The following is a 24,408-nucleotide window of genomic DNA, read 5'->3' as shown; positions in this document are numbered from 1 at the left end:
TTTTTTTACGCCAAGTCAAAAATTACTCCTATTATTGTTAATTGTCAATAACTTTTCAAACACATTTTTTTAGGCTTCTTTACAATACATTAACAATAATACGTTGATTCCTTTTAAAATAAGGGTTTTCAGAGTTTGTATAAAATTGGGATTTACAAAAACTTAACATTACTCCCCTTGTGTAAATAATAAAAGCCAGCTCTTTTAGAACTGGCTTTTATTATTTACTTATTATATTGCTGAAATACATTTTTTACTTTCGGCACGACGTAATGACTTCCGCCTTTATCCTCTACCCCTTCAACCATCATTGAAACGAGTAAGTTTTTCTGTTTTGTGTCCACAGCTACAAACCATCCGTTTTCCTGCCCTTTTTCACCTTGAGTTTTCTTTAGCTCTGCTGTTCCCGTTTTTCCAGCCAAGGTTAACCCATCTATCTTTGCTGCATGACCCGTACCGTTTTTATCTTCAATGACATCAACTAAATCATTTTGAATTAATTGCGCCGTTTCTTTAGATATTACTTGTTTTTTCCATATTCCACTCTCATCACCGTTCATAAGAATAGGCTTTACTATATTTCCATCGTTTACAATCGATGTATACATCAATGCCAAGTGGAGAGGATTCACTTGCAGTTTCCCCTGGCCATAGCCAGAGTTTGCTAATACTCCCTCATCTTTAATATCTTGATCACCTGCAATTTTAGACGTTTCAAAAGGATAATTAACAGGCAATTTTTGATTAAACCCAAACTGTTTTAAACCACTGTTAAATTTGTCTAAACCTAGCTTCAAAGCAGTCTGCGCAAAATAAATATTATCAGATGTAACATAAGCATCACGTAAATTAACATTCGGTTTGCTGCCCACTCGTGTTACGTAGAAATTTCCCCAGCTTTTATCTTTCTGCCATTTCTTCCCGCTGATTGATATACTTTCATTTGGATTTAGCACGTTTTCATCAACCGCTAAAGCTCCGGTGACTAACTTAAATGTAGATCCCGGAGAATACGTTTTGGTAAAACGATTCATTAACGGCTTATTAGGATTCGTTGAAAGGGATTGATACGTATTAGCATCGATTCCAAAAGAAAAAGAATTCGGATCAAAAGCTGGCGTGCTTACAAGACCTAATATTTCTCCCGTTTTAGGTTGAAGAGCAGTAGCTACTCCTTTTTCATCTTTTAACTGTTCATAAAGGGATTTTTGAACATTCGTGTCTACCGTAACCTGAATGCTTTCCCCGTCTTTTGGATTCACTTTTGCAATTTCATTCTTTTTATTACCATCTTTATCTACAGTATAAATCGTGACGCCGTCTCGAGCACGAAGCTTATCTTCATACAAAGATTCTAAGCCAATCATTCCAGCTTTAGACTGAGCATTATAACCTTCATCTTTATGCTCTTTTAAATATTCAGCTGTGACAGGCGCAACGTATCCAACTAAATGAGCACACGCTTCTTCACAAGGATATACGCGCGCATTCACCTTTTTTTGTTGAATGCCTTCTACTTTTTTCAAAGAATTCTCTAAATTAGAGGCGTCTTTTTGACTAACTGTTTTAATAGGAACAAATTGATTCTCTTTCACCCAAGAAGCGCTCAGTGCTTGATTAATACTTTTTTCTGAAAGAGCAAGAGTCTTGCTTAATTGTCGTATCGCTTGCTCGCCGCCTTTAGAAAACTGCTGGGGAACAACTCCAACTTGAATCGCTTCTCCGTTTTGAGCTAAATATTTCCCTGAACGATCCATAATTTCTCCACGCACAGCTGACTGAGTAGCTACTCTTACTTGCTCTCCTTGCTTAAGTCCTTTAAAAAGCATATTAGGCTTCCAATTAATATACCAATTCTCTGTATCCCCTTGTTTTTCTTGAACCACAGCAGCATTTTCTTTAAATGAGATTTCACCGGCTACAGAGTTCATGTTTACTTCAAAAGGTAAAACAGCTTTATGGTCTTTTATTTCTAAGTCTTCTATTTTACTTGCCTTCACTTTAAGCTTGTCCGCTTCAATTGCATCATAGATATTTTTATATCGATTTACAAAGTCTTTTTCTGAAATCGTCTTTTTAGCATCTTTAGACAAGTATCCATACATACCTTCAAAATCTTCTTTATTCCACATGGCTACATATTTATCAAATCGATCCTGTGCTTTCTGTTGATCATTTGAGCAACCGGCAGTTATGAGTAAGAGAATTGCCATAGTAAAAAATAGCCACCCAATTCGTCTCATGATGATTTTCCCCCTTTTTTCAATACCATTTCTATCATATAAAATTTTACATAAACTTTCCATCAGAAAGTTACACCCAGGAATTAATTGGTATTACAACCCACTTAATTTACATATCGACAAAAAAATCAATAGGTAAATAAGAAAAAAATTGAACATTTTGTGAATATTTTGTGTCTTTTTTGGAAAGTATTTGATATAATAAGTGTAAGAAGAAAAAGAATAGGAGGCGACTAAAATGAGAAGATTCTTACAGTTTTACTTTATGTTTAGTTCTCTGTTCTGTTTTGGAAGCGTTTTCGTCCTACTTATGTCTCAAGAATATTATTTTGCACCGTTATTCCTCACACTGGGCTGTTTAAATATTTTTCTCTTTAAAGTATATATTCAAGAAAGTCGAAAAGATAAACAAGCTGCACCTGAAAAACCAAAACCAACAATTTAACGGACTCGTCTCTCGGCTGAGATGAATGTAAAAGAAGAACCGGTGAAAAATTCACCGGTTCTTCTTTTACGAGGTTGAAGCTTTTGGAAACCTATCGTTTGCAATAATCTCACCGATGCTTTCACTCTTTCCTTCACCCTCATCAATATTTAAAAGCGGGAACAATAACTCTCCTACGTGATAAGCTTCTTCTAAATGCGGATAGCCTGATAAAATAAAAGATTCAATTCCTAAAGCTTCATATTCTTTTATTCGTTTCGCTATATTTTCAGCACTGCCTACCAGGGCAGTTCCTGCACCTCCCCGGACGAGCCCCACACCTGCCCATAAGTTAGGGCTAATCGTAAGTTCCTCTCGGGTTCCTCTATGAAGGCTCGCCATTCGCTGCTGCCCAACTGAGTCATACCTTGCAAAAGTACGCTGTGCAGCTTGAATTGTGTCGTCGTCCAAATGCTGAATTAATCGATCGGCTGCTTCCCAAGCTTCTTCTTCCGTTTCCCGTACAATAATATGCAAACGAATCCCAAACTTAACGGTTCTGCCTTCTGCTTCTGCTTGCTTTCTCACAGCCGTTATTTTTTCTCTTACTTGTTCAGGAGGCTCTCCCCACGTTAAATACACGTCAGAATGTTTTGCTGCAACTTTTTGTCCTGCGGGTGAAGATCCGCCAAAATAAATAGGTGGAGAAGGTTTTTGAACAGGTGGATACAACAGCTCACTGTTCTCTACATGAATATGTTTTCCTTCATAATTAACCGTATCTCCAGCCAATAACCCTTTCCACACATCTAAAAATTCATCCGCAGCTTCATAACGTTCATCATGTGATAAGAAAAGGCCGTCTCCGGCTAATTCTGCTGGATCTCCTCCTGCTACTACGTTAACTAGTAAACGACCGTTTGAAATTCGATCAAGAGTCGAAGTCATGCGCGCTGCCACGGAAGGAGCCATAATGCCCGGACGTACAGCTACTAAAAATTTCAAACGCTCTGTTTCAGGTATAAGTGAAGCAGCCAATAGCCACGGGTCTTCGCATGATTTCCCCGTTGGAATCAGAACTCCTTCAAATCCTAACCGGTCAGCTGCTTGAGCAACTTGTCGAAAATATGAATAGTCTGCTGAACGACCTCCTCGATTTGTCCCTAGATATCTTCCATCTCCATGGGAAGGAATAAACCATAACATTTTCATGATTCAACACTCCTTTTCGTTTGTTCTAGATGATATTCAAGCTCTTTTAATGAACGTTTAATTCTCGCTTCTGCTTCTTCCGCAATAAACTCAATTTCATTTTCTTTCGTATAGGCCACCTCAGAATCAACAATATAAACTCCATGAATAAGAGCAGTAGCTCCTAAAACGGATAATGTCGGCTTAAATACATAATCAAGAGCCAGTAGATGAGCAATGGTTCCCCCTGTAGCTATCGGCAGCACGGTTTTATTGTGCAAACCTTTTTCAGGTATTAAATCTAAAAATGTTTTTAAGATTCCTGTGTAGCTAGCTTTATAGATTGGGCTGACAATAATAACGGCATCAGCATCTGCCACTTTCTTTTGAGCTTCTTGAATCGCAGGGCTAGAAAAGTTAGCATATAGTAAGTCTTCAGCTGGTAGATCGCGGACATGCACGGTTTTTACTTCATGTTTTTCATTTTGCAGATATGCTGCAATATACTCACTTAAAGCAGCTGACCTTGATTGTTTTGAAGGGCTTCCCGTAATAATTGTAAACTGACTCATTATCATCTCTCCTTTTAACTTATAAAACTGATAGATTTACAAGGATTAATAAGTATATAAATCCTTCTTTTATTTTTCACCTGCGTAGCTGTCTCTCCATTTAAGAAGACGCTTTTCTAATACTCGGACAAATGAATCAGTTAATTTGCCTACAACAGCAAAAATGATAATTCCGACAAAAACTACATCTGTTTGAGAAAACTGCCTAGCATCCATAATCATATATCCTACACCTTCACTTGCTCCCATTAATTCAGCTACTACCAGTCCGAGCCATGCAATACCTAAAGACAATCGGACACCAAGTAAAATATTAGGAAGAGCGGCTGGTAAAATGAGTTTCGTGATTTGTTTCCATTTACTAAATTGCAGAACACGCGCAACATCAAATAATTTCGAATCAACGCCGCGAATGCCTAAATACGTATTAACATAGATTGGGAAAAACGCACCGTTTGCAATTAGCAATATCTTTGAAATTTCCCCAAAGCCAAACCATAAGATAAATAAAGGAGCCAAGGCAAGGTGAGGAACAGTTCTAAGCATTTGAATGGATGGATCCATATAGTGCTCCGTTTTCTTTGAGAAACCGACAATAACACCAAATAGTAAACCTAGACCAGCTCCAACGGCAAAACCTATGGCAGCACGTAAAATACTGATTTGAAGATTAGCTCCGAGTTCTCCCGATACGATGAGCTGTTTGAAAGAAAGTACAATATCAACAGGTGTAGGAAGAACGGTTTTAGATACATAGCCCGCAGAACCAATGATTTGCCACACGACGATAAGCAAAATTGGCACGACGAGAGAACGAAGGAAAATTCCCTGCTTATTTTTCGCTTCTTCCTTTCTTTTTTTCACTTGTTGCAAGTGAGCTGCTGAAGACTGGACATGTCCTGAAACCACGGATGTTTTACTCATTTTCATCACCTCATTTTTCTTTTAATGCTTTTTCAATAAATGAATTATCAACGACATCTCCCGTATCAATTTTCTTTTTAATAACGCCTAAAGATTGTTGAAAATCAGCTGTTCGCTGTTGTTCTGCAATAATTTCTTTAGAGGTTGGGCGATTATAGGCAGGATTATTTTTTAACACTTGTCTTACTACGTCTTTATCTAGATTTTTTTGTTTTGCTAGAATATCCACAGATTCTTCAAAATGTTCGTTTTGCCATTCAAGTGCTTTTTGATAAACTTGTAAAAACTTAACGACTAACTCCGGATGATCTTTTGCAAAGCCTTCTCTTACAATAGTAAAGCCTGGTGAAGCAACCTTTAACGAATCGCCGTCTGCTAAAATACGAGCTTCATTTTTTAAGTTTTGCAGGGAGATAAACGGTTCCCAAATTGACCATGCATCCACTGACCCATTTTCAAATGCTGGCTGAGCTTCGTCTGGCTGAAGCTGAATAATCTTTACGTCACTTGGCTTTAACCCATTTTGATCAAGAGCTCTGTACAATAAGTTAAAACCGCTGCTGCCTTTGGCAACCGCAATCTTTTTACCTTTTAAATCTTTTACGCTTTTAATCTTGCTGTTTTTCCCTACTAAAATAGCATTTCCTTTTAATCCGTCGCTCGAATTAGCAATTTCTAAAAATGGAATATCTGCCCCTTGACCAGAAATAACCGGTGAGTTTCCAACTTGGCCGAAATCCAAGTGTCCAGATGCTAACCCTTCAAATTGCGGAGGACCGCTTTGAAACTCTGTCCATTTAACGTTTACACCTATTTTTTTAAATTCTTTTTCAAACCATTTTTGGTTTTGTGCCAGCATTAAAGGTCCTAGGCTTTGTTGAATGCCAATATTGATCGTAACGTTTTTCGAATCTTCGCCGCTCGCTTTTTCTTTCGTCCCGCACCCAGCCAATGCGAGAACAAGTACAATAGCTGCAGTTAAAAGTAGCTTTTTCATCTGTTCTGTCTCCTTCTCTGTCTGATTGAATCTTTAATGTTCTCCTGCTTCTTCAAATTCTTTCAGCACTTGCTGCCTTAGCTGCTGAAAAGGTAGTTCTGTCTTTTTTCGCGGATGACTAATTTCTACTGGAACAACCCGACTAATTTCTCCTGGTCTGGCACTCATAATCACAATTTTAGTTCCTAAGTAAATGGATTCATCTAAATCGTGGGTAACAAAAATCATGGTTGTTTTTTCTTTTTTCCATATGTCTAACAGCACATCTTGCAGATGAGTGCGAGTAAAAGCATCCAACGCACCAAACGGTTCATCTAACAATAAAACCTCGGGATTTCTTAAAAGAGCACGCGCAATCGCAACTCGTTGAGACATCCCCCCAGATAGTTCTCGAGGATAAGCTTTTTCAAATCCTTTCAGCCTGACAATATCAATTAGCTCATCTACGCGGCGCCGAACGTTCGAATCTTTCAGCGATAAGTCAGCCGCTATATTTTGCTCCACATTAAGCCACGGGAACAAGCGGTGTTCTTGAAAGATCATTCCTTGTTTAATGCTAGGTCCGGCTATGTGCTTCCCGTTGATTTCAATGCGCCCTTCATAATCTATATCAAGTCCAGCGATCATTTTAAGCAGCGTACTTTTTCCGCATCCGCTCGGACCAATAATGGTAATAAATTCACCTTTATTAATCGTAAGATTTACATTTCGCAATGCTTGAGTTACTTGTTCTCCTTTTTGAAATGAGCGGTTAACCGATTGAATCACGACACTCACAGCAATTCCTCCTCCTTGAATTTTTAAATCAAAAGCTATTTCACCTAAAAACATAAAAGCTCCTACCTAAAAAAGGTAGGAGCTTTCGGTTGACCGATCAGCCCGTTGCTATAGTTAACTGATTTGTTATTGGATTATTTTGAATTTTATCATATTAATCCGATTTGTCAACTGTGTTTTATATATTTTATCCATTAGATTCTTGAGGATTTGGTTTTTTCCATTTAAATATTGAGTTTAAAAATCCGTATATATGCTTAGACTCCTTCGTTAACAAAGGACCAATAATAGCTAAAATCAATACATAAAGCGCAGCGAATGGCTGAAGGATGGCCGATAATCCTCCTTCAATTCCGATGTTAGCCATAATGATTGAAAACTCACCTCGTGACATGATTGTTAATCCAATATTGGTCGAAGCCTTGTGTGACAGCCCGCTTTTTCTTCCTGAAATCATACCGGCTGTAAAGTTACCAATAATCGTAAGCGCAACTGCTCCAAGGGCAAGCCAGCCTGCATCCCAGAGCGTGAGAGGATCAATACTTAATCCGAAGCTGAAGAAAAAGATGGCTCCAAAGAAATCACGAAACGGTACGACAAGATGTTCAATCCGATCGCGATGTTCTGTTTCAGAAAATACAAGCCCAAGCAATAATGCTCCAATTGCTTCTGCCACGTGAATTGTTTCTGAGAAGCCTGCCACAAAAAACAATACCGCAAAAACGACGATTATAAAGATTTCATTCGATGAAATATTTAAAAGTTTATTTAGTAGAGGCGTAGCTTTTCGAGCAATGATAAAGAACAGCATCATATAGCCAAACGCAATTAAAATAGATGTTAAAGATCCAGCAAGCGATTCGTGGTCTCCAAGCACCAACCCTGAAACGACAGAAAGATAAACCGCTAAGAAAATATCTTCAAACATGATGATCCCTAATATCAATTCCGTTTCTGGATTTGCCGTTCGTTTTAAATCAACCAATACTTTTGCGACAATTGCGCTGGACGAAATCGTAATAATTCCAGCGATAATCAGCACTTCAAGAAGAGGATTTCCTGTCAGGTATCCATACAATAATCCTAAGGTAAAGTTAATTAAAATATAAATAGATCCTCCCACCGCGATGGACTTACCTGATTTAATTAACTTTCCAACTGAAAATTCTAACCCTAAATAAAAGAGTAAAAAGAGAACTCCAATTCTCCCCATAAATTCAATAATCTCTTGGCTTTCAATAAACTTTAAACTGAATGAGCCAAACTCAGGAGCATGGGGACCAACCGCCATGCCCAGCAGAATGAGGAATGGAATAATCGTAAATTTAAATTTATGTGCTAGTATAGCCGCTAAAGCGACTAGTAACAAAGCTGTCCCAACTTCAAATACTAAATGATCCAATTATGAACTACCTCCTTGTGAAAGCAATTCTTTAATGAGCGTTTTTAAATTTCCTCTTTCACCAGAGATGACAAGCGTATCTCCTTCTTCAATTAACGTATCTGGTCCTGGGGTAGATAATTTTTTTTGCGTGTTTTTAATGACAGCGATGATTGTGACATCATAGTTGCTGCGAACGTCAATTTCGCCAATTGTTTTACTGTGAGCTTTCGCCTGTTTTTCAACTTTGTACCATTCAATCACTAAGTCATTGAATGCCACTTCAATGGTTTCCATTGCTTTTGGCTTGTAAATCATGCCGCCTAAAATTGCAGCTAGCTGTCTTGATTCCGTATCTGTTAACGTAATGTCAAAAATGCTTTCTTCTAAATCTTTTTGATCGAAGTGGTAGATTTCACGTCGTCCATCATCATGAATAATAACGACCACACGGTTTCCTCCGCTTGTCTCAATTTCAAATTTACGGCCGATTCCTGGTAATTCCGTTTCTTTAATCATCATTGAATGATCACTCCTATAAAGTTTTTAAGAAGAATATTAAATTTTCATTGCATTATTTGTATAGAAAATCCCCATGACAAATAAGCCTAAGAATAGTAGGTAATTTTAGGTTTGAAGAAAAGGCTGCTGAAATTTCAACCTTTTTTATTTAATTGAGGTAACTTGATTGAAAGATTTTTGGATAAAAAAGTGTTTTCTTGAGGAAAAAATACGCAATTTGATGCGTCGGAATGATGAGCTTGGTACTCACCCATACTAAAGCAAAAGTTACTATCACACTTTGTATTAGAGATCCTATTTGTTTGACGCTGTGCTTAGCTCCTGGAGACATGTGCACGATATCCGTGTAATGCTGTACCGAACTTTTTGTGACCTTTACTTTTTCAAAGTCATTATCAATAAATTTATCTGGCAAACTCGCAAAAGGCAAGCAGAATATCATGCATAATAATACCCCTAACCATACATTTTTCATCATCTCACCTCTCTTTCTTTTGAAGTAGTATCTCCTTACTTAAAAGTATACGTACTCTGAAATTCAATTTCAAGCAATAAGTTTCTTTTATAAAGATTTACCTTTTTTATAATATTTTCTTAATGATATTCTTTTTAGATACATATGCGATACTTAAAAAAATATACAAAAAGCTGGCTTTCTAAAAAGAAAGCCAGCTCATGTTATAGTTCAAGTTCTCCCATTCGAAGGAGTTCTACGACTGCTTGAGAACGCCCCTTGACTCCAAGCTTTTGCATCGCATTAGAAATATGATTTCGAACTGTTTTTTCGCTAATGAATAGTTCACTCGCGATTTCTTTTGTTGTTTTGTCCTGTACTAAAAGCTCGAATACTTCTCGTTCACGCTTTGTAAGTAGCGGTTTAGGTTGAAACTCTTTTTCTTTCAATGTAACCCTCCTTGCCTGATCCTGAGTTGAACTATCGGATGGGTGTAAATTTAGTCAACATATCTTATGTGCGGTATGCCTACGCGGTTACTAGTTTTAGAAAAAATATGCAAAAAACTCTTTTTTACCTTTGAAAAAGAAAAAAAGCCTGAAGAAAGAGCCTTCAAGCCATTTTTATATAGTCGATAAACACCTTTTCATCTCTTCATTCCAAGGCACGCTTTTTCCTGTTTCTTTAGAAATTTGCACCATTGTTCCTCTCCCCGTGAGTACAACCTCTCCTTGCTCATTTTGAATCATATAGTGTAAATCAACCGAAGAACGTCCGATTTTATGGGCCTTTACAAAAACAGCTAGCACGTTGCCAAAATACACTTGTTTGACATAGTCGCACTGCAAATCAGCCACTACCGGTATCGTTCCCTCATACTCACTCGTCCACTTTTGCATAAAGCCAATATGGTGAAAGAATTCCGTACGTATTTGTTCAAAATAAACAAAAGGAACCGTATTATTTAAGTGCCCAAACATATCTGTTTCCGAAAATCTTACCTTGATTTTCTGCTTAAACGAAAATGACTCTTTCCAGTGATCCATGTCTTCAATATACGAAATATTATTCATCTGTATTTCCTCCGTTCGTCATAGACATAATAAAACCTCTCCACGTGGAGAGGTTTTGAGTGGTTATACTTGATCGCTACCAAAGAAACTTCTGAATGCTTGAATTGTTGTGTCGCGGTTCAAAGCTGCGATTGAAGTAGTCAATGGAATTCCTTTTGGACATGATTGAACGCAGTTTTGAGAGTTCCCGCAGTTCGCTAGCCCTCCATCACCCATAATCGTCTCTAAACGTTCTCCTTTATTTAACGCACCGGTTGGATGGGCATTAAACAAGCGAACTTGAGAAAGCGGTGCTGGACCGATGAAGTTTGACTTGTCGTTTACGTTTGGACAAGCTTCTAAGCAAACGCCGCATGTCATACACTTGGATAACTCATACGCCCACTGACGTTTCTTTTCAGGCATACGCGGTCCTGGTCCTAAATCGTATGTGCCATCGATCGGAACCCAGGCTTTTACTTTTTTCAGTGAATCAAACATACGGCTGCGGTCTACCTGCAAGTCACGAACAACAGGGAATGTTTTCATTGGCTGCAAGCGAATCGGCTGTTCTAGTTTATCAACAAGAGCTGTACATGACTGACGAGGTTTACCGTTGATAACCATTGAACAGGCTCCGCATACTTCCTCTAAACAGTTCATTTCCCAGTTTATCGGAGCAACCTCTTTACCTGAAGCATCAACAGGGTTACGTCTGATTTCCATCAGTGCTGAAATAACGTTCATATTCGGACGATACGGAATTTCAAACTCCTGATTGTAAGGAGCAGATTCAGCTGAATCTTGACGTGTAATAATGAAGCGCACTGTCTTTTGGACTGTTTGTTGTTCACTCATTGATTAACGAACCCCCTCTTGTTGTTTTTTTGGTTTTTCATCTTTTTTCTTTGTGTAGTCGCGCTTACGCGGTTTGATTAACGATACGTCTACCTCTTCATAATGGAAAGAAGGAGCCGTTTTCTTATCAACGAAAGATGCCATTGTTGTTTTTAAGAATTCTTCATCGTTACGATCTGGGAAATCCGGCTTATAATGAGCACCGCGACTTTCGTTACGGTTGTAAGCTCCAAGCGTTACAACACGTGAAAGCTGGAGCATGTTTTGAAGCTGACGAGTAAATGTTGCCGCTTGATTACTCCATTTAGCCGTGTCATTAATGTTAATACGATCATAGCGTTCAATTAATTCTTGAATCTTTTCATCTGTTTTTAACAGTTTGTCATTGTATCGTACGACTGTCACGTTGTCAGTCATCCATTCCCCTAGCTCTTTATGAAGAACGTATGCATTTTCTGTACCTTGAAGATTCATGATATTGTTCCATTTCTCTTCTTCTTCTTTCACATGACGATCATATACGCTTGAAGAAATAGCATCTGCGCTCTTTTCTAAACCATTGATGTATTCAACGGCTTTAGGACCAGCAACCATACCGCCATAAATAGCTGACAATAATGAGTTTGCTCCTAAACGGTTCGCTCCGTGCTGCGAATAATCACACTCACCAGCTGCGAACAAGCCAGGGATATTTGTCATTTGATCGTAATCCACCCATAAACCGCCCATTGAATAGTGTACGGCTGGGAAAATCTTCATTGGTACTTTGCGCGGATCATCGCCCATGAATTTTTCATAGATTTCGATGATACCTCCAAGTTTAATGTCTAGCTCTTTTGGATCTTTATGTGAAAGGTCCAGATAAACCATGTTCTCTCCGTTAATTCCTAACTTCTGCGCTACGCAGACGTCAAAAATTTCACGAGTTGCAATATCACGAGGTACTAAGTTACCGTATGCCGGATATTTTTCCTCTAAGAAATACCAAGGTTTACCGTCTTTATATGTCCAAACGCGTCCGCCTTCTCCACGAGCAGATTCACTCATAAGACGAAGCTTATCATCTCCCGGGATAGCAGTTGGATGAATTTGAATAAACTCTCCGTTTGAATAGTATGCACCTTGCTGATACACGATAGATGCCGCTGAACCTGTATTAATAACTGAGTTCGTCGATTTTCCAAAGACAATACCAGGTCCACCTGTAGCCATAATAACCGCATCAGCTGGGAACGTTTTAATTTCCATTGATTTTAAATTCTGTGCAGAAATTCCGCGACAGCTGCGCTCATCATCAAGAACAGCACCTAAGAATTCCCATCCTTCGTACTTTGTCACAAGTCCGGCAACTTCATAGCGACGAACCTGCTCATCTAATGCGTACAATAACTGTTGACCCGTTGTTGCTCCAGCAAAAGCCGTACGGTGATGCTGCGTTCCGCCAAATCGTCTGAAGTCTAACAAACCCTCAGGAGTACGGTTAAACATAACACCCATACGGTCAAGTAAGTGAATAATACCAGGAGCTGCTTCACACATTGCTTTTACAGGTGGCTGGTTGGCTAAAAAGTCTCCGCCATACACTGTGTCATCAAAGTGTTCCCATGGTGAATCTCCTTCACCTTTCGTATTTACGGCTCCGTTGATTCCACCTTGTGCGCAAACTGAGTGAGATCTTTTTACCGGAACTAGTGAAAATAAATCTACTTGCTTGCCAGACTCAGCAATTTTTATTGTTGCCATCAAGCCAGCTAAACCGCCACCGACTACGATGATTTTTCCGTTACTCATCGGAACCCCACTCCTTCAAAACCTTAATTTTATGCAAATGCGAATAATGTACGAACACCTACGAATGTAAGTGCTAAGAAGATTGCTAATGTCACATAAGTTGAAATTCTTTGAGAACGTGGTGTTACAGTTAACCCCCAGCTAACTCCAAATGACCATAGACCGTTTGCAAAGTGGAAGATCGTAGATACAACACCAACTATGTAGAATGCAAACATTGCTGGGTTGCTTAAAATTCGTTCCATCATTTGAAAATCTACTTCTTTTCCAAGCGCAGCTTGTATTCTGGTTTCCCATACGTGCCATGTGATGAAGATAAGTGTGATTACACCTGAAACACGCTGAAGGATAAACATCCAGTTACGGAAAAATCCATAGTTGTTAACGTTTGTTTTAGCAGTGAATGCGATGTAAAGACCGTATATTGCGTGAAAAACGATTGGTAAGAAAATAATGAAAATTTCTAGAGCATAGCGGAAAGGTAAGCTCTCCATGAAGTGAGCTGCTTGATTAAATGATTCTTCTCCCTTTGTCGCGAAATGATTCACAACTAAATGCTGTGTTAAGAAAATCCCGATTGGTATTACTCCAAGTAGTGAATGGATTCTCCGATATTGAAACTCTCTGTTTGCCGCCATCTGCGTAGACCCCCCTTAGTTAAATGAACATAGTTTGTGAAGAACTTTCTTACTCCCACTAGACAAATAGATTAATCGTGAATACAGGAAATGAAAACCTTTGCATTTCCTAATAAAGTATGTGACAGGTTAATTTTACTCCCATCGATTAAGAGCGTCAAGGCAAGATGTTTAAATCTTCTATAAAATATAAATTTATAAAATTTTATATTTGTTAACGCTTACTGCATTGATGTTAAAGATTTTTTCTTTCTATTATAATATCGCTTGCCACAGTTAAGTAAGCGTTTACTTTATACTTTTATTGTAAACAAGTTCACAAAACATTTACACAGGTAAAAGTACCCTTTTAAAAGTAATTTTATGGATTTTTTATCTTTACATCTAACTCTTTTTACCATAATAAAGATCCTCTTACATTTTATTAAAAAAATGCGTGAGAGGTTTTTTAGATTTGTATATAATAGTAGTAAAGAAAGAGGGGAAAGCATGAGCAATTTACAAACAGAATCACAGCAAGAACTTGAAGAGACGATGGAAACATTAGAACCTAATGCCGCAGCTGAAACAGAGAGAGCTCTTGATCACGTTCCATATTTCGGATACAGCCTTTTGCGTGACGTGTTAATTCCAGAGCTTCTTGGAGACGAAACGAATACCATCTCATACTGGGCAGGAAAACACCTTGCGCGTAAATATCCATTAAATACAATGGATGAAATCGTCGCATTTTTTAAAGCAGCTTCCTGGGGAACACTGACGCTTGCCAAAAAAGATAAATATTCACTAGAGCTTGAGTTATCAGGTGATGTGGTCAGCAAAAGATTTCAGCAGGAAACTTGTTCATTTCATCTTGAGTCAGGGTTTGTGGCTGAACAGATTCAGCGTCAAAACAACTGCCTAACAGAAGCCTACTTAACACCTAAAGAAAAGAACGGAAAAGTGCTGATTTCCGTGCAGTGGGACCGAAAAGATATCTTACCTACCGAAACCCGTGCGGAGCGTTATAAAAAGTAAGAAATACGTATATATAAAAGACGTGGAGATACCACGTCTTTTTTCTTTTCTTTATACTTGCACTGCCTGCTGCTCTTCTAATTCAAATGCTACGTGAAGCGTCTCAACAGCTTTTACCATATCAGCATGCGGTACAACTGTAGATACTTTAATTTCAGACGTGCTGACCATCTTCACTTCAATTTTCTCTCCTGCCAGCACTTCAAACATTTCGGCTGCAACACCTGGATTAGATATCATGCCAGATCCCACAATCGATACTTTAGCCAGACTGCTTTCATGTTCAATACGCGTATACCCCAAGGTAGATTTATACTCTTTTAAGACGGCAAGAGCAGCTTCTACATCTACAGTTTTAATAGAAAATGAGATAGAGAGGCGATTATTAGCCGTTACGTTTTGAATAATAATATCCACATTTAACTGTTCTTTTGCTAATGCTGTAAAAATAGTAGAAAGAGTTTGTAACTCGTTGTTTAACCCTTCAATTGTCACCCGTGAAATATTATCTTCAAACGCAATTCCTCTTACGACTAAGTTTTGTTCCATTGAAACTTCCTCCTCAACAATCGTTCCATTCTCGTTTTCTAAGCTTGAACGCACTTCTAGCGGTACCTGATAATTTTTTGCAAACTCAACAGCGCGCGGATGCAGCACCCCTGCTCCTAAATTGGCTAATTCTAACATTTCGTCATATGAAATAGAATGAAGTTTACGAGCCTCTTCTACGTAGCGCGGATCCGTCGTAAACACTCCTGTTACGTCTGTATAAATATCACATTTTGCAGCTTTTAGTGCCGCGGCAAGAGCTACTGCCGTCGTGTCAGAGCCGCCTCGACCTAATGTTGTAATGCTTCCATCTTCTGAACAGCCTTGGAATCCAGCTACTACTACGATTCGACCTCTATCTAATTGGCTTTGAATACGAGTCGTGTCAATGTGCTGGATTCGTGCATTGCTGTGAACTGCTTCCGTCTGGATACCAGCTTGCCAACCTGTTAGCGAAGTGGCTTCATGACCTTTGCATTGAAGAGCCATTGTTAACAGGGAAATCGTTACTTGTTCTCCAGTTGTAAGAAGCATATCCATTTCGCGTTTACTTGGACTGTCCGTAATATCACTTGCTAATTTCACCAGTGCATCTGTGGTTTTGCCCATTGCCGATACAACAACTACTACTTGGTTACCGCGCTCTGCTTCTTGAATAACACGGTTTGCTACATGTTGAATACGTTCAACAGAACCAACAGATGTTCCACCAAATTTTTGAACGATTAATGCCATAATTTTGTTCATTCCTTTTCAATAAATTTGCATATGCAGGATGATGAGAAGCTAAATTTTTTTACTCAGACAATAAAAAAAGCAATGAGATGAGCTCTCATTGCTTAACGAACGAAAATTATAAAACATAACCGTCCACTGCCGTGAGATAGCTCTCCAAGAATCTACATCTTGACAATCCTACGTTTATTCAACGCAGAACCAGCAATCATTACTATGAGGTAATGTTCACTTCGGCAAATTTCCCTTTCCGCATCGTTCATAAGGGCTCATACCCTTCCTGATGCGTACTGATTAAATTTGCACCTCTATCTTCACTTCATTTGATGAAGTGTCGTATGAAATTAGTTAATAGCTTATCAAATATTTTCTATTATTTCAAGACTATTTTTGTAATGTTTCATAAATTTTTTCAGCAATGTTTTGAGGAACACCTGAATTTCGTATATCTTCAACCGTTGCTTCTTTCAATTTTTTCACCGAACCAAAATGCTTTAACAAAGCTTTCTTACGCTTTTCTCCCACTCCCGGAATGTCGTCTAGAACTGACTGAAAAGCGGACTTAGAGCGCACTTGACGGTGGAAGGTGATTGCAAAGCGGTGAACTTCATCTTGAATTCGCTGAAGCAAATAAAATTCTTGACTATTGCGTTCAAGCGGTATGATTTGAGGAGGCTCACCAATCATCAGGTTGGAGGTTCTGTGTTTATCATCTTTAACAAGACCTGCTGTAGGCACTAAAAGTCCCAATTCATTTTCGAGAACGTCCTGGACTGCAGCTAAATGCCCTTTGCCTCCATCTACAACAATTAAATCCGGAAGCGGAAGGCCTTCTTTTAACGCTCTGGAATACCGTCTGCGAACGACTTCCCTCATGGAACTGTAATCATCTGGTCCCTTTACGGTCTTAATTTTATATTTGCGATATTCTTTCTTTTCCGGTTTCCCATCAACAAAAACAATCATCGCAGAAACTGGGTCTGTTCCTTGAATATTTGAGTTATCAAATGCTTCAATCCGATAAGGAGCGGCAATTCCAAGCTCTTCTCCTAACCGTTCAACTGCGCCAACTGTACGCTCTTCATCTCGTTCAATTAAATAGAATTTTTCACCGAGCGCAATTTTTGCATTTTTACACGCAAGTTCTACTAATTCTTTCTTTTTGCCTCGCTTTGGATGCTGAACCTCTACTTCTACTAACTTCTCAGCTAACTCTGCATCAATCGTTGCTGGAACCATCACTTCTTTTGGCTTAATATTTTTGGCATAAAACTGACCGATAAAAGTTAAGAAATCTTCTTCTGGCTCTTTATAAAAAGGAAACATAGAAACTTCTCGCTCAATTAATTTCCCTTGGCGAATAAAGAAAACTTGAACACACATCCATCCTTTATCGTAAGAATAGCCAAACACATCTCGATTAACAAAATCATTAAACGTTACTTTTTGCTTTTCCATTGTCGCTTCGATATGAGCAATTTGATCTCGGTATTCTTTAGCCCGTTCAAAGTCAAGTTCTTCTGAAGCTTTTAACATTTTTTCAGTTAACTCTGTTTTGACATGCTCATATCCACCATTTAAAAACCGCGTGATATTTTCAATAATTTGTTTGTTTTGCTCTTCTTTTACCTCTTTTACGCAAGGAGCTAGACATTGCCCGATATGGTAATACAAACAAGGCCTATCTGGCATAGTGGAGCACTTTCTTAACGGATAAATGCGATCAAGAAGCCGCTTTGTTTCATTTGCTGCTTGAACATTAGGATAAGGACCGAAGTATTTCCCTTTATCTTTTTTTATTTTTCTTGTAATAACAAGTCGGGGCTGTTTTTCAGCTGTAATCTTAATAAACGGATAGCCCTTATCATCTTTAAGCATAATATTGTATTTTGGGTCATGCTTTTTAATTAAATTCATTTCTAAAATAAGCGCTTCTAAATTAGAAGATGTGACGATATATTCAAAGTCGACAATGTCGTTTACAAGTCGAAGCGTCTTTCCGTCATGAGATCCGGTAAAGTAGGAACGTACTCGATTTTTTAATACTTTTGCTTTTCCTACGTAAATGACCGTTCCATATTTATCTTTCATCAAGTAACAGCCGGGCTGATCCGGTAAAATAGCCAGCTTTTCTTTTAAATAATCGTTCATACTTTTCTCCTTCCTCTTCTCTTACTCTGTCCATCTATACAATCGCTTATGAAGCGTAACCTACATTCTTTCCTGTCTTAATACATGTACATAAGCTGGATTTATGGCGGTGTTCCTTACATCTAGTATAAAACAAACGAACGCATATTCGCTAAATAAAAGTATTCCCAAAAGAGAAAAAGTGGAGAAAAAGAAAAAAACCTAGCCTGAGCTAGGTTTTGACTTACGCGTGTTTATTAATTAATTCTGTTAATGCTTCTTTTGGTTGGAAACCAACTACTTGATCAACTTTCTCTCCATCTTTGAATAATACTAAAGTTGGGATACTCATAACACCAAATTTTCCAGCTGTTTCTTGATTTTCATCAACGTCTACTTTTACGATTTTAACTTTATCGTTAAGTTCGCCATCAATTTCTTCAAGAACTGGAGCAATCATTTTACAAGGGCCACACCATGGTGCCCAAAAGTCAACAAGCACTAGGCCTGATTTAATTTCATCTGTAAAGTTTTTATCTGTAGCATGTGCAATAGCCATTTTAATTCCTCCTAAATATATGCAATATCCAAATTCTACTCACAGTATATCACCTTCAAATAAGGTTTGCTAACTTTTTGCTTACATTTATACTGTTTATTCTCCGCTCTAGTTTGTACAATTTGCCTAAAAATATGCGTAGAAAATTTCGTTTCCCATGAGGCTGAGACCTGACTAAATGAATCCAAAGACGAACAAATAGTATACATGGGTTGAACCGCTTGCGACACCGCAGTTGATTTCCATGCAAGACTTCGCTTTTCTAGCAGGAGTCTTCGCCTTGCCCTCCAATCACCTGCTAGAAAGACCTACCCTGCGTTTACCCTAACAAAAAAACGAACCACTAATCAAAAATCTTGATCAACGGTTCGTTCTTCACTTCGTCTCAAATACTTTTGTCCGAGAATCTTACGCAGACTGTACTTTCAGCTTTTTAAATTCTTCCGTTAGCAGAGGCACTACTTCAAATAAATCTCCAACGATTCCGTAGTCAGCTACTTTAAAAATATTCGCTTCAGGATCTTTATTGATTGCAACAATAATTTTTGAATTTGACATACCTGCCAAATGCTGAATTGCACCTGAAATTCCGCAGGCAATGTATAAATCTGGTGTGACTACTTTGCCCGTCTGACCGATTTGAAGAGAATAGTCGCAGTAATCTGCATCGCACGCTCCGCGAGACGCTCCAACAGCTCCATTTAACACGTCCGCTAGTTCTTGGAGAGGTCCAAAACCTTCCGTACTTTTTACACCTCGACCACCTGCAATCACGACTTTTGCTTCGGACAAATCAACCCCTTGCGTTGCTTTGCGTACGACTTCTTTTACAACAGTACGCAGGTTTTTGATTTCAACATTTAAATCCTCTACATCACCTGTACGCCCCTCATCTTTTGCAAGCGGTGAAATATTATTTGGACGAATCGTGACAAACGTAAAAGCATCGGTCATGATTTTCTTCTCAAATGCTTTACCAGAATAAATTGGGCGAGTGAAGACTACTTGATCCCCTCCCACTTCTACATCCGTCACATCCGAGATAAGTCCTTTATCTAAGCGAGCTGCCAGTTTTGGCGCTAGATCTTTGCCAAGAGCCGTATGCCCAAATACGATAGCTTCAGGCTGTTCACTTTCAATGATGGCTAATAATGCCTGAGCGTAACCATCCGATGTGTAAGCAGCTAAATCTTCATGCTCCGTCACAACAACTTTATCTGCTCCGTATGCAATAAGTTCTTCACTTAAAGATTTTACGTCCTTTCCTACTAACGCTGCAATAATTTCTCCCCCGTCAGCTACAGTAGACGCTGCGGAAATCGCTTCAAACGATACGTTTCGTAATCCCCCATCACGTGCTTCTCCAAGAACTAACACTTTGCGTCCCATTACAATACCCCCATTGTTTTGACTTTTGACTTATTAAATGACTTTTGCTTCCTTATGCAGTAAATTGACCAGCTCTGTTACTTGATCTTTTATATCTCCTTGTAATACGCGCCCCGCGTCTTTTTTCGGAGGTAAATAAATTTCAATTGTCTTTGTTTTTGCTTCTACATCATCTTCATCTAAATCTAAATCGTCTAATTCCACTTCAACCAACGGTTTCTTCTTCGCTTTCATAATCCCTGGAAGAGATGGATAGCGAGGCTCATTAAGTCCCTGCTGAGCTGTTACTAAAAGAGGAAGCGACGTTTCAATAACTTCCGAATCTCCTTCCACATCGCGTACAACCGTCACTTTTTCACCTTCAATATCCAGCTTTGTAATCGTTGTAATATAAGGGATTTCTAACTGTTCTGCTACGCGCGGTCCCACCTGGCCTGAACCTCCGTCAATCGCTACGTTTCCTGCTAAGATTAAATCAGGAGATTGCTCTTTTAAGTACTGTGCCAGCAGCCTAGAAGTCGTGTACTGATCGCCATCTTCTATGTCATCTTCCGTATTGATTAAAACCGCTTTATCTGCTCCCATAGCCAAAGCTGTTCGGAGTTCTTTTTCTGATTCTTCCCCTCCTACACTCACGACCGTAATCTCTCCGCCATGCTTTTCCTTTAGCTGAATAGCCTCTTCAACTGCATACTCATCGTAAGGATTAATAATAAATTCAGCTCCATCTTCAACAATTTGACCATTTTTTAGTGAAAGTTTCTCCTCTGTATCGAACGTTCTTTTTACTAACACATAAATATTCATTCAATTCCCCTCCTAAGCTTATTTTCCTAAAAATTTAGGCTGGCGCTTTTCAATAAAAGCGGCTACGCCTTCTTGAGCATCACGGCTTTTGAATACGCTTCCAAAAAACTGTGCTTCTTTTTTGATGCCGCTGTAATAAGCATCTGTTTTTACATGTTGAAGCAGCTGCAAGGTAGCTTTAACAGAGATTGGGCTTTTTTTGGCAATTTTTCTAGCAAGTAAAAATGTTTCATTGATAAGCTGACTTTCTTCAAAAGCTGCGTTTGCCAATCCTAACTCCACTGCCTCGCTGCCCGATATTGGATCACTTGTCAGCATCATCTCACAAGCCTTATGAACCCCTACATAACGAGGCAATCGCTGAGTTCCTCCAAACCCTGGTATAATTCCTAACTGAAGTTCAGGCAAGCCCAGCTTAGCATTTTCTGTTACCAAACGGATATGGCAGCTCATAGCAAGCTCTAATCCTCCGCCTAAAGCAGCTCCATGAATAGCTGCAATAACTGGTTTTGGGTAATTTTCAATATACTCAAAGAGCTCTTGGCCGTTAACAGCAAGTTTCTCGTAATCTTTTTCCTGCTGCAGTGATGTAAACTCTTTTATATCAGCTCCAGCACAAAAGAATTTCCCTTCGCCTTTAATGACGATAACCCTTGTCTCTTTGCTATCTTCTAAATGTTTTAAAACACTTGAAAGATCTTTTAATAAATCTTGAGACAAAGCGTTAGCAGGTTGTCTATTCAACGTAATGAAGCTTATTGCATCAACAGTTTCAACCTGGATAATCTCCATTTGTTTCCCCCACCCTTTCTTTCTATTTTCATTACCTTGCGCTTCTCCCCTCGCAAGGGAGCAGCAGGCTCACTTACGATTATGAGCCGCTGCAGCCGTTTAACAGCAGGGAATGGACTTTATCTACCGATTCTATTAGACCATATCGATGATCGTTCATTACCCATGTTGTGACAGTTTCATCAATCGTTCCAAAAATCATCTGTCGCGCAAGACGAATATCTATATTTTCAGAAAACTCACCCGTTTCGATTCCTGTCTGTAAAATAGAATCAATGAGAGTCAGATAATCTTTTAATACATCGTTAATTTTCAATCTTAAATCTTTGTTCGATTGACGCAGTTCAAGCTGTGTCACTGTAGCTAAATGATGATCCTCCGCTAGAAACGAAAAATGCTTGTCAATTAATACGTGAAGTTTTTCTGCCGCAGTTTCAATTCCCGCCAGTTCTTCATAAATTTTTTCTACAAACTGTCCCATCTTCTCTTGAAATAAGGAAATCAAGACATCTTCTTTGTTTTTAAAATATAAATATATCGTACCGTCTGCAACTCCAGCCTGCTTAGCAATTTTAGAAACCTGAGCATTGTGGTATCCGTTTTCTGCTATTACTACTACAGCTGCATCGATAATCTGCTTATACTTTGGCTTATTTCTTCTCAATCTTATACGCTCCTTTAAAATATGAATGATTATTCATTCATATCTTTATAATAAAGAAACCGCAAGTATCTGTCAATTATGTTTCAGCAAAAAAATCAAAGGCGACGATCGATTACGTCGCCTTTTTATGCTTTTCATTTTCTTCTTCAATCAGCGCTCGTCGCAGAATCTTCCCGACCGCTGTTTTTGGAAGCTCATTTCGAAATTCATAAAGGCGCGGAACTTTATAAGCAGCTAAATACTTTCTAGAAAACTCATTTAACTCTTCTTCAGTACATCTTACACCATTTTTTAATACAATGTAAGCCTTCACTGTTTCTCCTCTATATGGGTCAGGAACACCTACCACTACAGCTTCTTGAATTTTTTCATGCTCATATAATACTTCTTCAACTTCTCGAGGATAGATATTATATCCCCCGGCAATAATAATATCTTTCTTTCGATCTACTACATAAAAATAACCTTTATCATCCATATAGCCAACATCACCTGTTAGCAACCACCCGTCTCGCATAACAGCCTCCGTTTCTTCAGGCTGCTTCCAATATCCTTTCATGACCTGAGGACCTTTAACCGCAATTTCTCCTACTTCGCTTACAGCAGCTTCTTTACCTGTTTCAAACGAGAGAATTTTGGCATCTGTGTCTGGCCAAGGCACTCCAATGCTTCCTGGTATTCTCTCTTTCCAAAGAAAATTAGCATGAGTAACAGGAGAGGTTTCCGTCAATCCATATCCTTCCACTAGTTTACCTCCAGTGAGCTTTTCAAACTGCTCCTGCACTTCCACAGGAAGAGGAGCCGAACCGCTCATACATGAATCAATAGAAGATAGGTTGTATTTTGCTAAATCAGGATGGTTTAATAATGCGATGTAAATTGTCGGAGCACCTGGAAATAAAGTAGGCTGCTGCTTATGAATGGTTTTGAGCGTCGTTTTTGCATCAAATTTAGGCAGAAGCACCATCTCGTAGTTTTGCAAAACCGATAGAACAAGAACCGTTGTTAAACCATACACATGAAAAAACGGGATAATTCCAAGCACTTTTTCTTCTCCATGCTTGCAGCGGTATAACCAATGTGAACACATCGTTGCATTGGCTACCAAGTTTTTATGAGTAAGCATGACTCCTTTTGGAAAACCTGTTGTTCCCCCGGTGTATTGTAAAATCGCGATATCTTCGTCTGAAATTCCCTCAGCATTACATACTGCTGGAGAGGATTCACTTATAATGCGTTTAAATAAATGAGTAGTCTCCGTATGACTCACATCCACGCTTATCTTCTGCTGTTTGCGCTGAATAAATGGATAGATTATGTTTTTGGGAAATGGGAGATAGTCTTGAATAGAGGTGATGACTACGTGTTTTACACTTGTTAACGCTTTCATTTTTACTACACGCGGATATAGCAAATCGAGTGCAATAATCATGGTCGCTTCTGAATCATTCAGCTGATACTCTAACTCCCTTTCCGTATACAAAGGGTTTGTTTGAACGACTACTCCTCCGGCAAGAAGAACAGCATAAAAGGAAATGACAGCTTGAGGGCAATTTGGAAGCATAATGGCTACTCTATCCCCTTTTTTTAATCCCAGTTCAATAAGGTAAGATGACAGTTTCAAAGAATCTTGATGCAGTTGGGAAAACGTCATTTTTTTCCCTAGAAAATAGATTGCGTTTTTTTTAGGGGCTTTTTGAACTGCTTCTTCAAAAAGCTGTGCTAAATTTTTTTGCTCATAATGAAGCGTAGCAGATATTTCCTCTGGGTATTGAGAAAGCCATATCTTTTCGGTGGATTCCACACGTATCCTCTCCCTCAAAAAAATAAAAAATTAGAATTTTCTAATTAAAATTATAGTTCATTCTTTTTTTAGATGCAATCGTTATTGAATGTTCTCTTTCCTGTCTAATCACTCTTTCATCCTGCAGCGTAATAAATA

The 24,408-nt window shown here is 38.7% G+C and carries 24 protein-coding genes and 1 riboswitch; of the genes, 2 read left to right on the top strand and 22 right to left on the bottom strand.

What is annotated here, in order from left to right:
- Positions 1-224 precede the first annotated feature (224 nt).
- Entirely contained in the window at positions 225-2,243 is a 2,019-nt protein-coding gene (locus ACWATA_RS01000) for a penicillin-binding transpeptidase domain-containing protein (protein WP_473049545.1), read from the bottom strand.
- 238 nt (positions 2,244-2,481) lie between these two features.
- Between ACWATA_RS01000 and ACWATA_RS00995 the strand changes: the two genes are divergently transcribed.
- Complete coding sequence (locus ACWATA_RS00995; RefSeq protein WP_013059387.1) at positions 2,482-2,688, top strand: hypothetical protein; 207 nt, start codon at positions 2,482-2,484, stop codon at positions 2,686-2,688.
- Positions 2,689-2,754: 66 nt separating this feature from the next.
- Here ACWATA_RS00995 and ssuD read toward each other — a convergent pair whose 3' ends face one another.
- The 13 genes from ssuD to ACWATA_RS00930 form a co-directional block, all read right to left on the bottom strand.
- Entirely contained in the window at positions 2,755-3,879 is a 1,125-nt protein-coding gene (ssuD, locus tag ACWATA_RS00990; RefSeq protein WP_033579638.1) for an FMNH2-dependent alkanesulfonate monooxygenase, read from the bottom strand.
- Positions 3,876-4,430: an NADPH-dependent FMN reductase gene (gene ssuE, locus ACWATA_RS00985; protein ID WP_028411747.1), complete on the bottom strand. Its 555-nt coding sequence runs from the start codon at positions 4,428-4,430 to the stop codon at positions 3,876-3,878. The genes ssuD and ssuE overlap by 4 nt, the downstream gene beginning before the upstream one ends.
- 69 nt (positions 4,431-4,499) lie before the next feature.
- Positions 4,500-5,354 carry an ABC transporter permease gene (locus tag ACWATA_RS00980; RefSeq protein WP_028411748.1) on the bottom strand — a complete coding sequence of 285 codons (855 nt, stop codon included), beginning with the start codon at positions 5,352-5,354 and terminating at the stop codon, positions 4,500-4,502.
- A gap of 10 nt (positions 5,355-5,364) precedes the next feature.
- Positions 5,365-6,351 carry an aliphatic sulfonate ABC transporter substrate-binding protein gene (locus ACWATA_RS00975; protein ID WP_028411749.1) on the bottom strand — a complete coding sequence of 329 codons (987 nt, stop codon included), beginning with the start codon at positions 6,349-6,351 and terminating at the stop codon, positions 5,365-5,367.
- Positions 6,352-6,384: 33 nt separating this feature from the next.
- Positions 6,385-7,182 carry an ABC transporter ATP-binding protein gene (locus tag ACWATA_RS00970; protein WP_080754460.1) on the bottom strand — a complete coding sequence of 266 codons (798 nt, stop codon included), beginning with the start codon at positions 7,180-7,182 and terminating at the stop codon, positions 6,385-6,387.
- 133 nt (positions 7,183-7,315) lie between these two features.
- On the bottom strand, positions 7,316-8,530 hold the full coding sequence (locus tag ACWATA_RS00965) for a cation:proton antiporter (protein WP_473049544.1): 1,215 nt from the start codon (positions 8,528-8,530) through the stop codon (positions 7,316-7,318).
- Positions 8,531-9,031, bottom strand: a complete 501-nt coding sequence (locus ACWATA_RS00960; protein ID WP_013085158.1) for a cation:proton antiporter regulatory subunit — start codon at positions 9,029-9,031, stop codon at positions 8,531-8,533.
- Positions 9,032-9,179: 148 nt separating this feature from the next.
- The gene (locus tag ACWATA_RS00955; protein ID WP_028411752.1) at positions 9,180-9,506 is read right to left on the bottom strand and encodes a hypothetical protein; all 327 of its coding nucleotides are present in this window, start codon (positions 9,504-9,506) and stop codon (positions 9,180-9,182) included.
- Positions 9,507-9,709: 203 nt separating this feature from the next.
- Entirely contained in the window at positions 9,710-9,934 is a 225-nt protein-coding gene (gerE, locus tag ACWATA_RS00950) for a spore germination transcription factor GerE (RefSeq protein ID WP_013059396.1), read from the bottom strand.
- A gap of 174 nt (positions 9,935-10,108) precedes the next feature.
- Complete coding sequence (locus ACWATA_RS00945) at positions 10,109-10,558, bottom strand: acyl-CoA thioesterase (RefSeq protein WP_028411753.1); 450 nt, start codon at positions 10,556-10,558, stop codon at positions 10,109-10,111.
- Positions 10,559-10,621: 63 nt separating this feature from the next.
- Positions 10,622-11,395 (bottom strand): succinate dehydrogenase iron-sulfur subunit, encoded by a 774-nt coding sequence (gene sdhB, locus ACWATA_RS00940; RefSeq protein ID WP_013059398.1) that lies wholly within the window; start codon positions 11,393-11,395, stop codon positions 10,622-10,624.
- 3 nt (positions 11,396-11,398) lie between these two features.
- Complete coding sequence (gene sdhA / locus ACWATA_RS00935; protein WP_013059399.1) at positions 11,399-13,186, bottom strand: succinate dehydrogenase flavoprotein subunit; 1,788 nt, start codon at positions 13,184-13,186, stop codon at positions 11,399-11,401.
- A 29-nt stretch (positions 13,187-13,215) separates the two neighbouring features.
- On the bottom strand, positions 13,216-13,824 hold the full coding sequence (locus ACWATA_RS00930) for a succinate dehydrogenase cytochrome b558 subunit (RefSeq protein WP_028411754.1): 609 nt from the start codon (positions 13,822-13,824) through the stop codon (positions 13,216-13,218).
- 489 nt (positions 13,825-14,313) lie between these two features.
- Between ACWATA_RS00930 and ACWATA_RS00925 the strand changes: the two genes are divergently transcribed.
- The gene (locus ACWATA_RS00925; protein ID WP_028411755.1) at positions 14,314-14,841 is read left to right on the top strand and encodes a YslB family protein; all 528 of its coding nucleotides are present in this window, start codon (positions 14,314-14,316) and stop codon (positions 14,839-14,841) included.
- A 51-nt stretch (positions 14,842-14,892) separates the two neighbouring features.
- Here ACWATA_RS00925 and ACWATA_RS00920 read toward each other — a convergent pair whose 3' ends face one another.
- The 8 genes from ACWATA_RS00920 to ACWATA_RS00885 form a co-directional block, all read right to left on the bottom strand.
- Positions 14,893-16,125 carry an aspartate kinase gene (locus ACWATA_RS00920; protein ID WP_033579633.1) on the bottom strand — a complete coding sequence of 411 codons (1,233 nt, stop codon included), beginning with the start codon at positions 16,123-16,125 and terminating at the stop codon, positions 14,893-14,895.
- Between the two features lie 141 nt (positions 16,126-16,266).
- Positions 16,267-16,444, bottom strand: a riboswitch (Lysine riboswitch).
- Positions 16,445-16,509: 65 nt separating this feature from the next.
- Positions 16,510-18,276: an excinuclease ABC subunit UvrC gene (gene uvrC / locus ACWATA_RS00915; protein WP_014458075.1), complete on the bottom strand. Its 1,767-nt coding sequence runs from the start codon at positions 18,274-18,276 to the stop codon at positions 16,510-16,512.
- A 223-nt stretch (positions 18,277-18,499) separates the two neighbouring features.
- The gene (gene trxA / locus ACWATA_RS00910; RefSeq protein ID WP_013059404.1) at positions 18,500-18,814 is read right to left on the bottom strand and encodes a thioredoxin; all 315 of its coding nucleotides are present in this window, start codon (positions 18,812-18,814) and stop codon (positions 18,500-18,502) included.
- Positions 18,815-19,222: 408 nt separating this feature from the next.
- Positions 19,223-20,203 (bottom strand): electron transfer flavoprotein subunit alpha/FixB family protein, encoded by a 981-nt coding sequence (locus ACWATA_RS00905; RefSeq protein WP_033579632.1) that lies wholly within the window; start codon positions 20,201-20,203, stop codon positions 19,223-19,225.
- Positions 20,204-20,236: 33 nt separating this feature from the next.
- The gene (locus ACWATA_RS00900; protein WP_016765685.1) at positions 20,237-21,010 is read right to left on the bottom strand and encodes an electron transfer flavoprotein subunit beta/FixA family protein; all 774 of its coding nucleotides are present in this window, start codon (positions 21,008-21,010) and stop codon (positions 20,237-20,239) included.
- An 18-nt stretch (positions 21,011-21,028) separates the two neighbouring features.
- Entirely contained in the window at positions 21,029-21,802 is a 774-nt protein-coding gene (locus ACWATA_RS00895) for an enoyl-CoA hydratase (protein ID WP_028411759.1), read from the bottom strand.
- A 79-nt stretch (positions 21,803-21,881) separates the two neighbouring features.
- Positions 21,882-22,466 (bottom strand): fatty acid metabolism transcriptional regulator FadR, encoded by a 585-nt coding sequence (fadR, locus tag ACWATA_RS00890; RefSeq protein ID WP_013059408.1) that lies wholly within the window; start codon positions 22,464-22,466, stop codon positions 21,882-21,884.
- Positions 22,467-22,578: 112 nt separating this feature from the next.
- Positions 22,579-24,270: an AMP-binding protein gene (locus ACWATA_RS00885; protein WP_098626995.1), complete on the bottom strand. Its 1,692-nt coding sequence runs from the start codon at positions 24,268-24,270 to the stop codon at positions 22,579-22,581.
- Positions 24,271-24,408 lie beyond the last annotated feature (138 nt).

Source organism: Priestia sp. USM5 (genome assembly GCF_058323215.1).
This window is presented reverse-complemented; position numbering and strand designations above follow the sequence as displayed.

What these genes read in the sequence shown, in the direction of transcription:
- ACWATA_RS01000 (WP_473049545.1), bottom strand. Translation starts at nt 2,243, where the DNA reads ATGAGACGAATTGGGTGGCTATTTTTTACTATGGCAATTCTCTTACTC.
- ACWATA_RS00995 (WP_013059387.1), top strand. Translation starts at nt 2,482, where the DNA reads ATGAGAAGATTCTTACAGTTTTACTTTATGTTTAGTTCTCTGTTCTGT.
- ssuD (WP_033579638.1), bottom strand. Translation starts at nt 3,879, where the DNA reads ATGAAAATGTTATGGTTTATTCCTTCCCATGGAGATGGAAGATATCTA.
- ssuE (WP_028411747.1), bottom strand. Translation starts at nt 4,430, where the DNA reads ATGAGTCAGTTTACAATTATTACGGGAAGCCCTTCAAAACAATCAAGG.
- ACWATA_RS00980 (WP_028411748.1), bottom strand. Translation starts at nt 5,354, where the DNA reads ATGAGTAAAACATCCGTGGTTTCAGGACATGTCCAGTCTTCAGCAGCT.
- ACWATA_RS00975 (WP_028411749.1), bottom strand. Translation starts at nt 6,351, where the DNA reads ATGAAAAAGCTACTTTTAACTGCAGCTATTGTACTTGTTCTCGCATTG.
- ACWATA_RS00970 (WP_080754460.1), bottom strand. Translation starts at nt 7,182, where the DNA reads ATGTTTTTAGGTGAAATAGCTTTTGATTTAAAAATTCAAGGAGGAGGA.
- ACWATA_RS00960 (WP_013085158.1), bottom strand. Translation starts at nt 9,031, where the DNA reads ATGATGATTAAAGAAACGGAATTACCAGGAATCGGCCGTAAATTTGAA.
- ACWATA_RS00955 (WP_028411752.1), bottom strand. Translation starts at nt 9,506, where the DNA reads ATGAAAAATGTATGGTTAGGGGTATTATTATGCATGATATTCTGCTTG.
- ACWATA_RS00945 (WP_028411753.1), bottom strand. Translation starts at nt 10,558, where the DNA reads ATGAATAATATTTCGTATATTGAAGACATGGATCACTGGAAAGAGTCA.
- sdhB (WP_013059398.1), bottom strand. Translation starts at nt 11,395, where the DNA reads ATGAGTGAACAACAAACAGTCCAAAAGACAGTGCGCTTCATTATTACA.
- sdhA (WP_013059399.1), bottom strand. Translation starts at nt 13,186, where the DNA reads ATGAGTAACGGAAAAATCATCGTAGTCGGTGGCGGTTTAGCTGGCTTG.
- ACWATA_RS00930 (WP_028411754.1), bottom strand. Translation starts at nt 13,824, where the DNA reads ATGGCGGCAAACAGAGAGTTTCAATATCGGAGAATCCATTCACTACTT.
- ACWATA_RS00925 (WP_028411755.1), top strand. Translation starts at nt 14,314, where the DNA reads ATGAGCAATTTACAAACAGAATCACAGCAAGAACTTGAAGAGACGATG.
- ACWATA_RS00920 (WP_033579633.1), bottom strand. Translation starts at nt 16,125, where the DNA reads ATGGCATTAATCGTTCAAAAATTTGGTGGAACATCTGTTGGTTCTGTT.
- uvrC (WP_014458075.1), bottom strand. Translation starts at nt 18,276, where the DNA reads ATGAACGATTATTTAAAAGAAAAGCTGGCTATTTTACCGGATCAGCCC.
- trxA (WP_013059404.1), bottom strand. Translation starts at nt 18,814, where the DNA reads ATGGCTATTGCACATGCTACAGATAAAAACTTTACAGATGAAATTAAA.
- ACWATA_RS00905 (WP_033579632.1), bottom strand. Translation starts at nt 20,203, where the DNA reads ATGGGACGCAAAGTGTTAGTTCTTGGAGAAGCACGTGATGGGGGATTA.
- ACWATA_RS00900 (WP_016765685.1), bottom strand. Translation starts at nt 21,010, where the DNA reads ATGAATATTTATGTGTTAGTAAAAAGAACGTTCGATACAGAGGAGAAA.
- ACWATA_RS00895 (WP_028411759.1), bottom strand. Translation starts at nt 21,802, where the DNA reads ATGGAGATTATCCAGGTTGAAACTGTTGATGCAATAAGCTTCATTACG.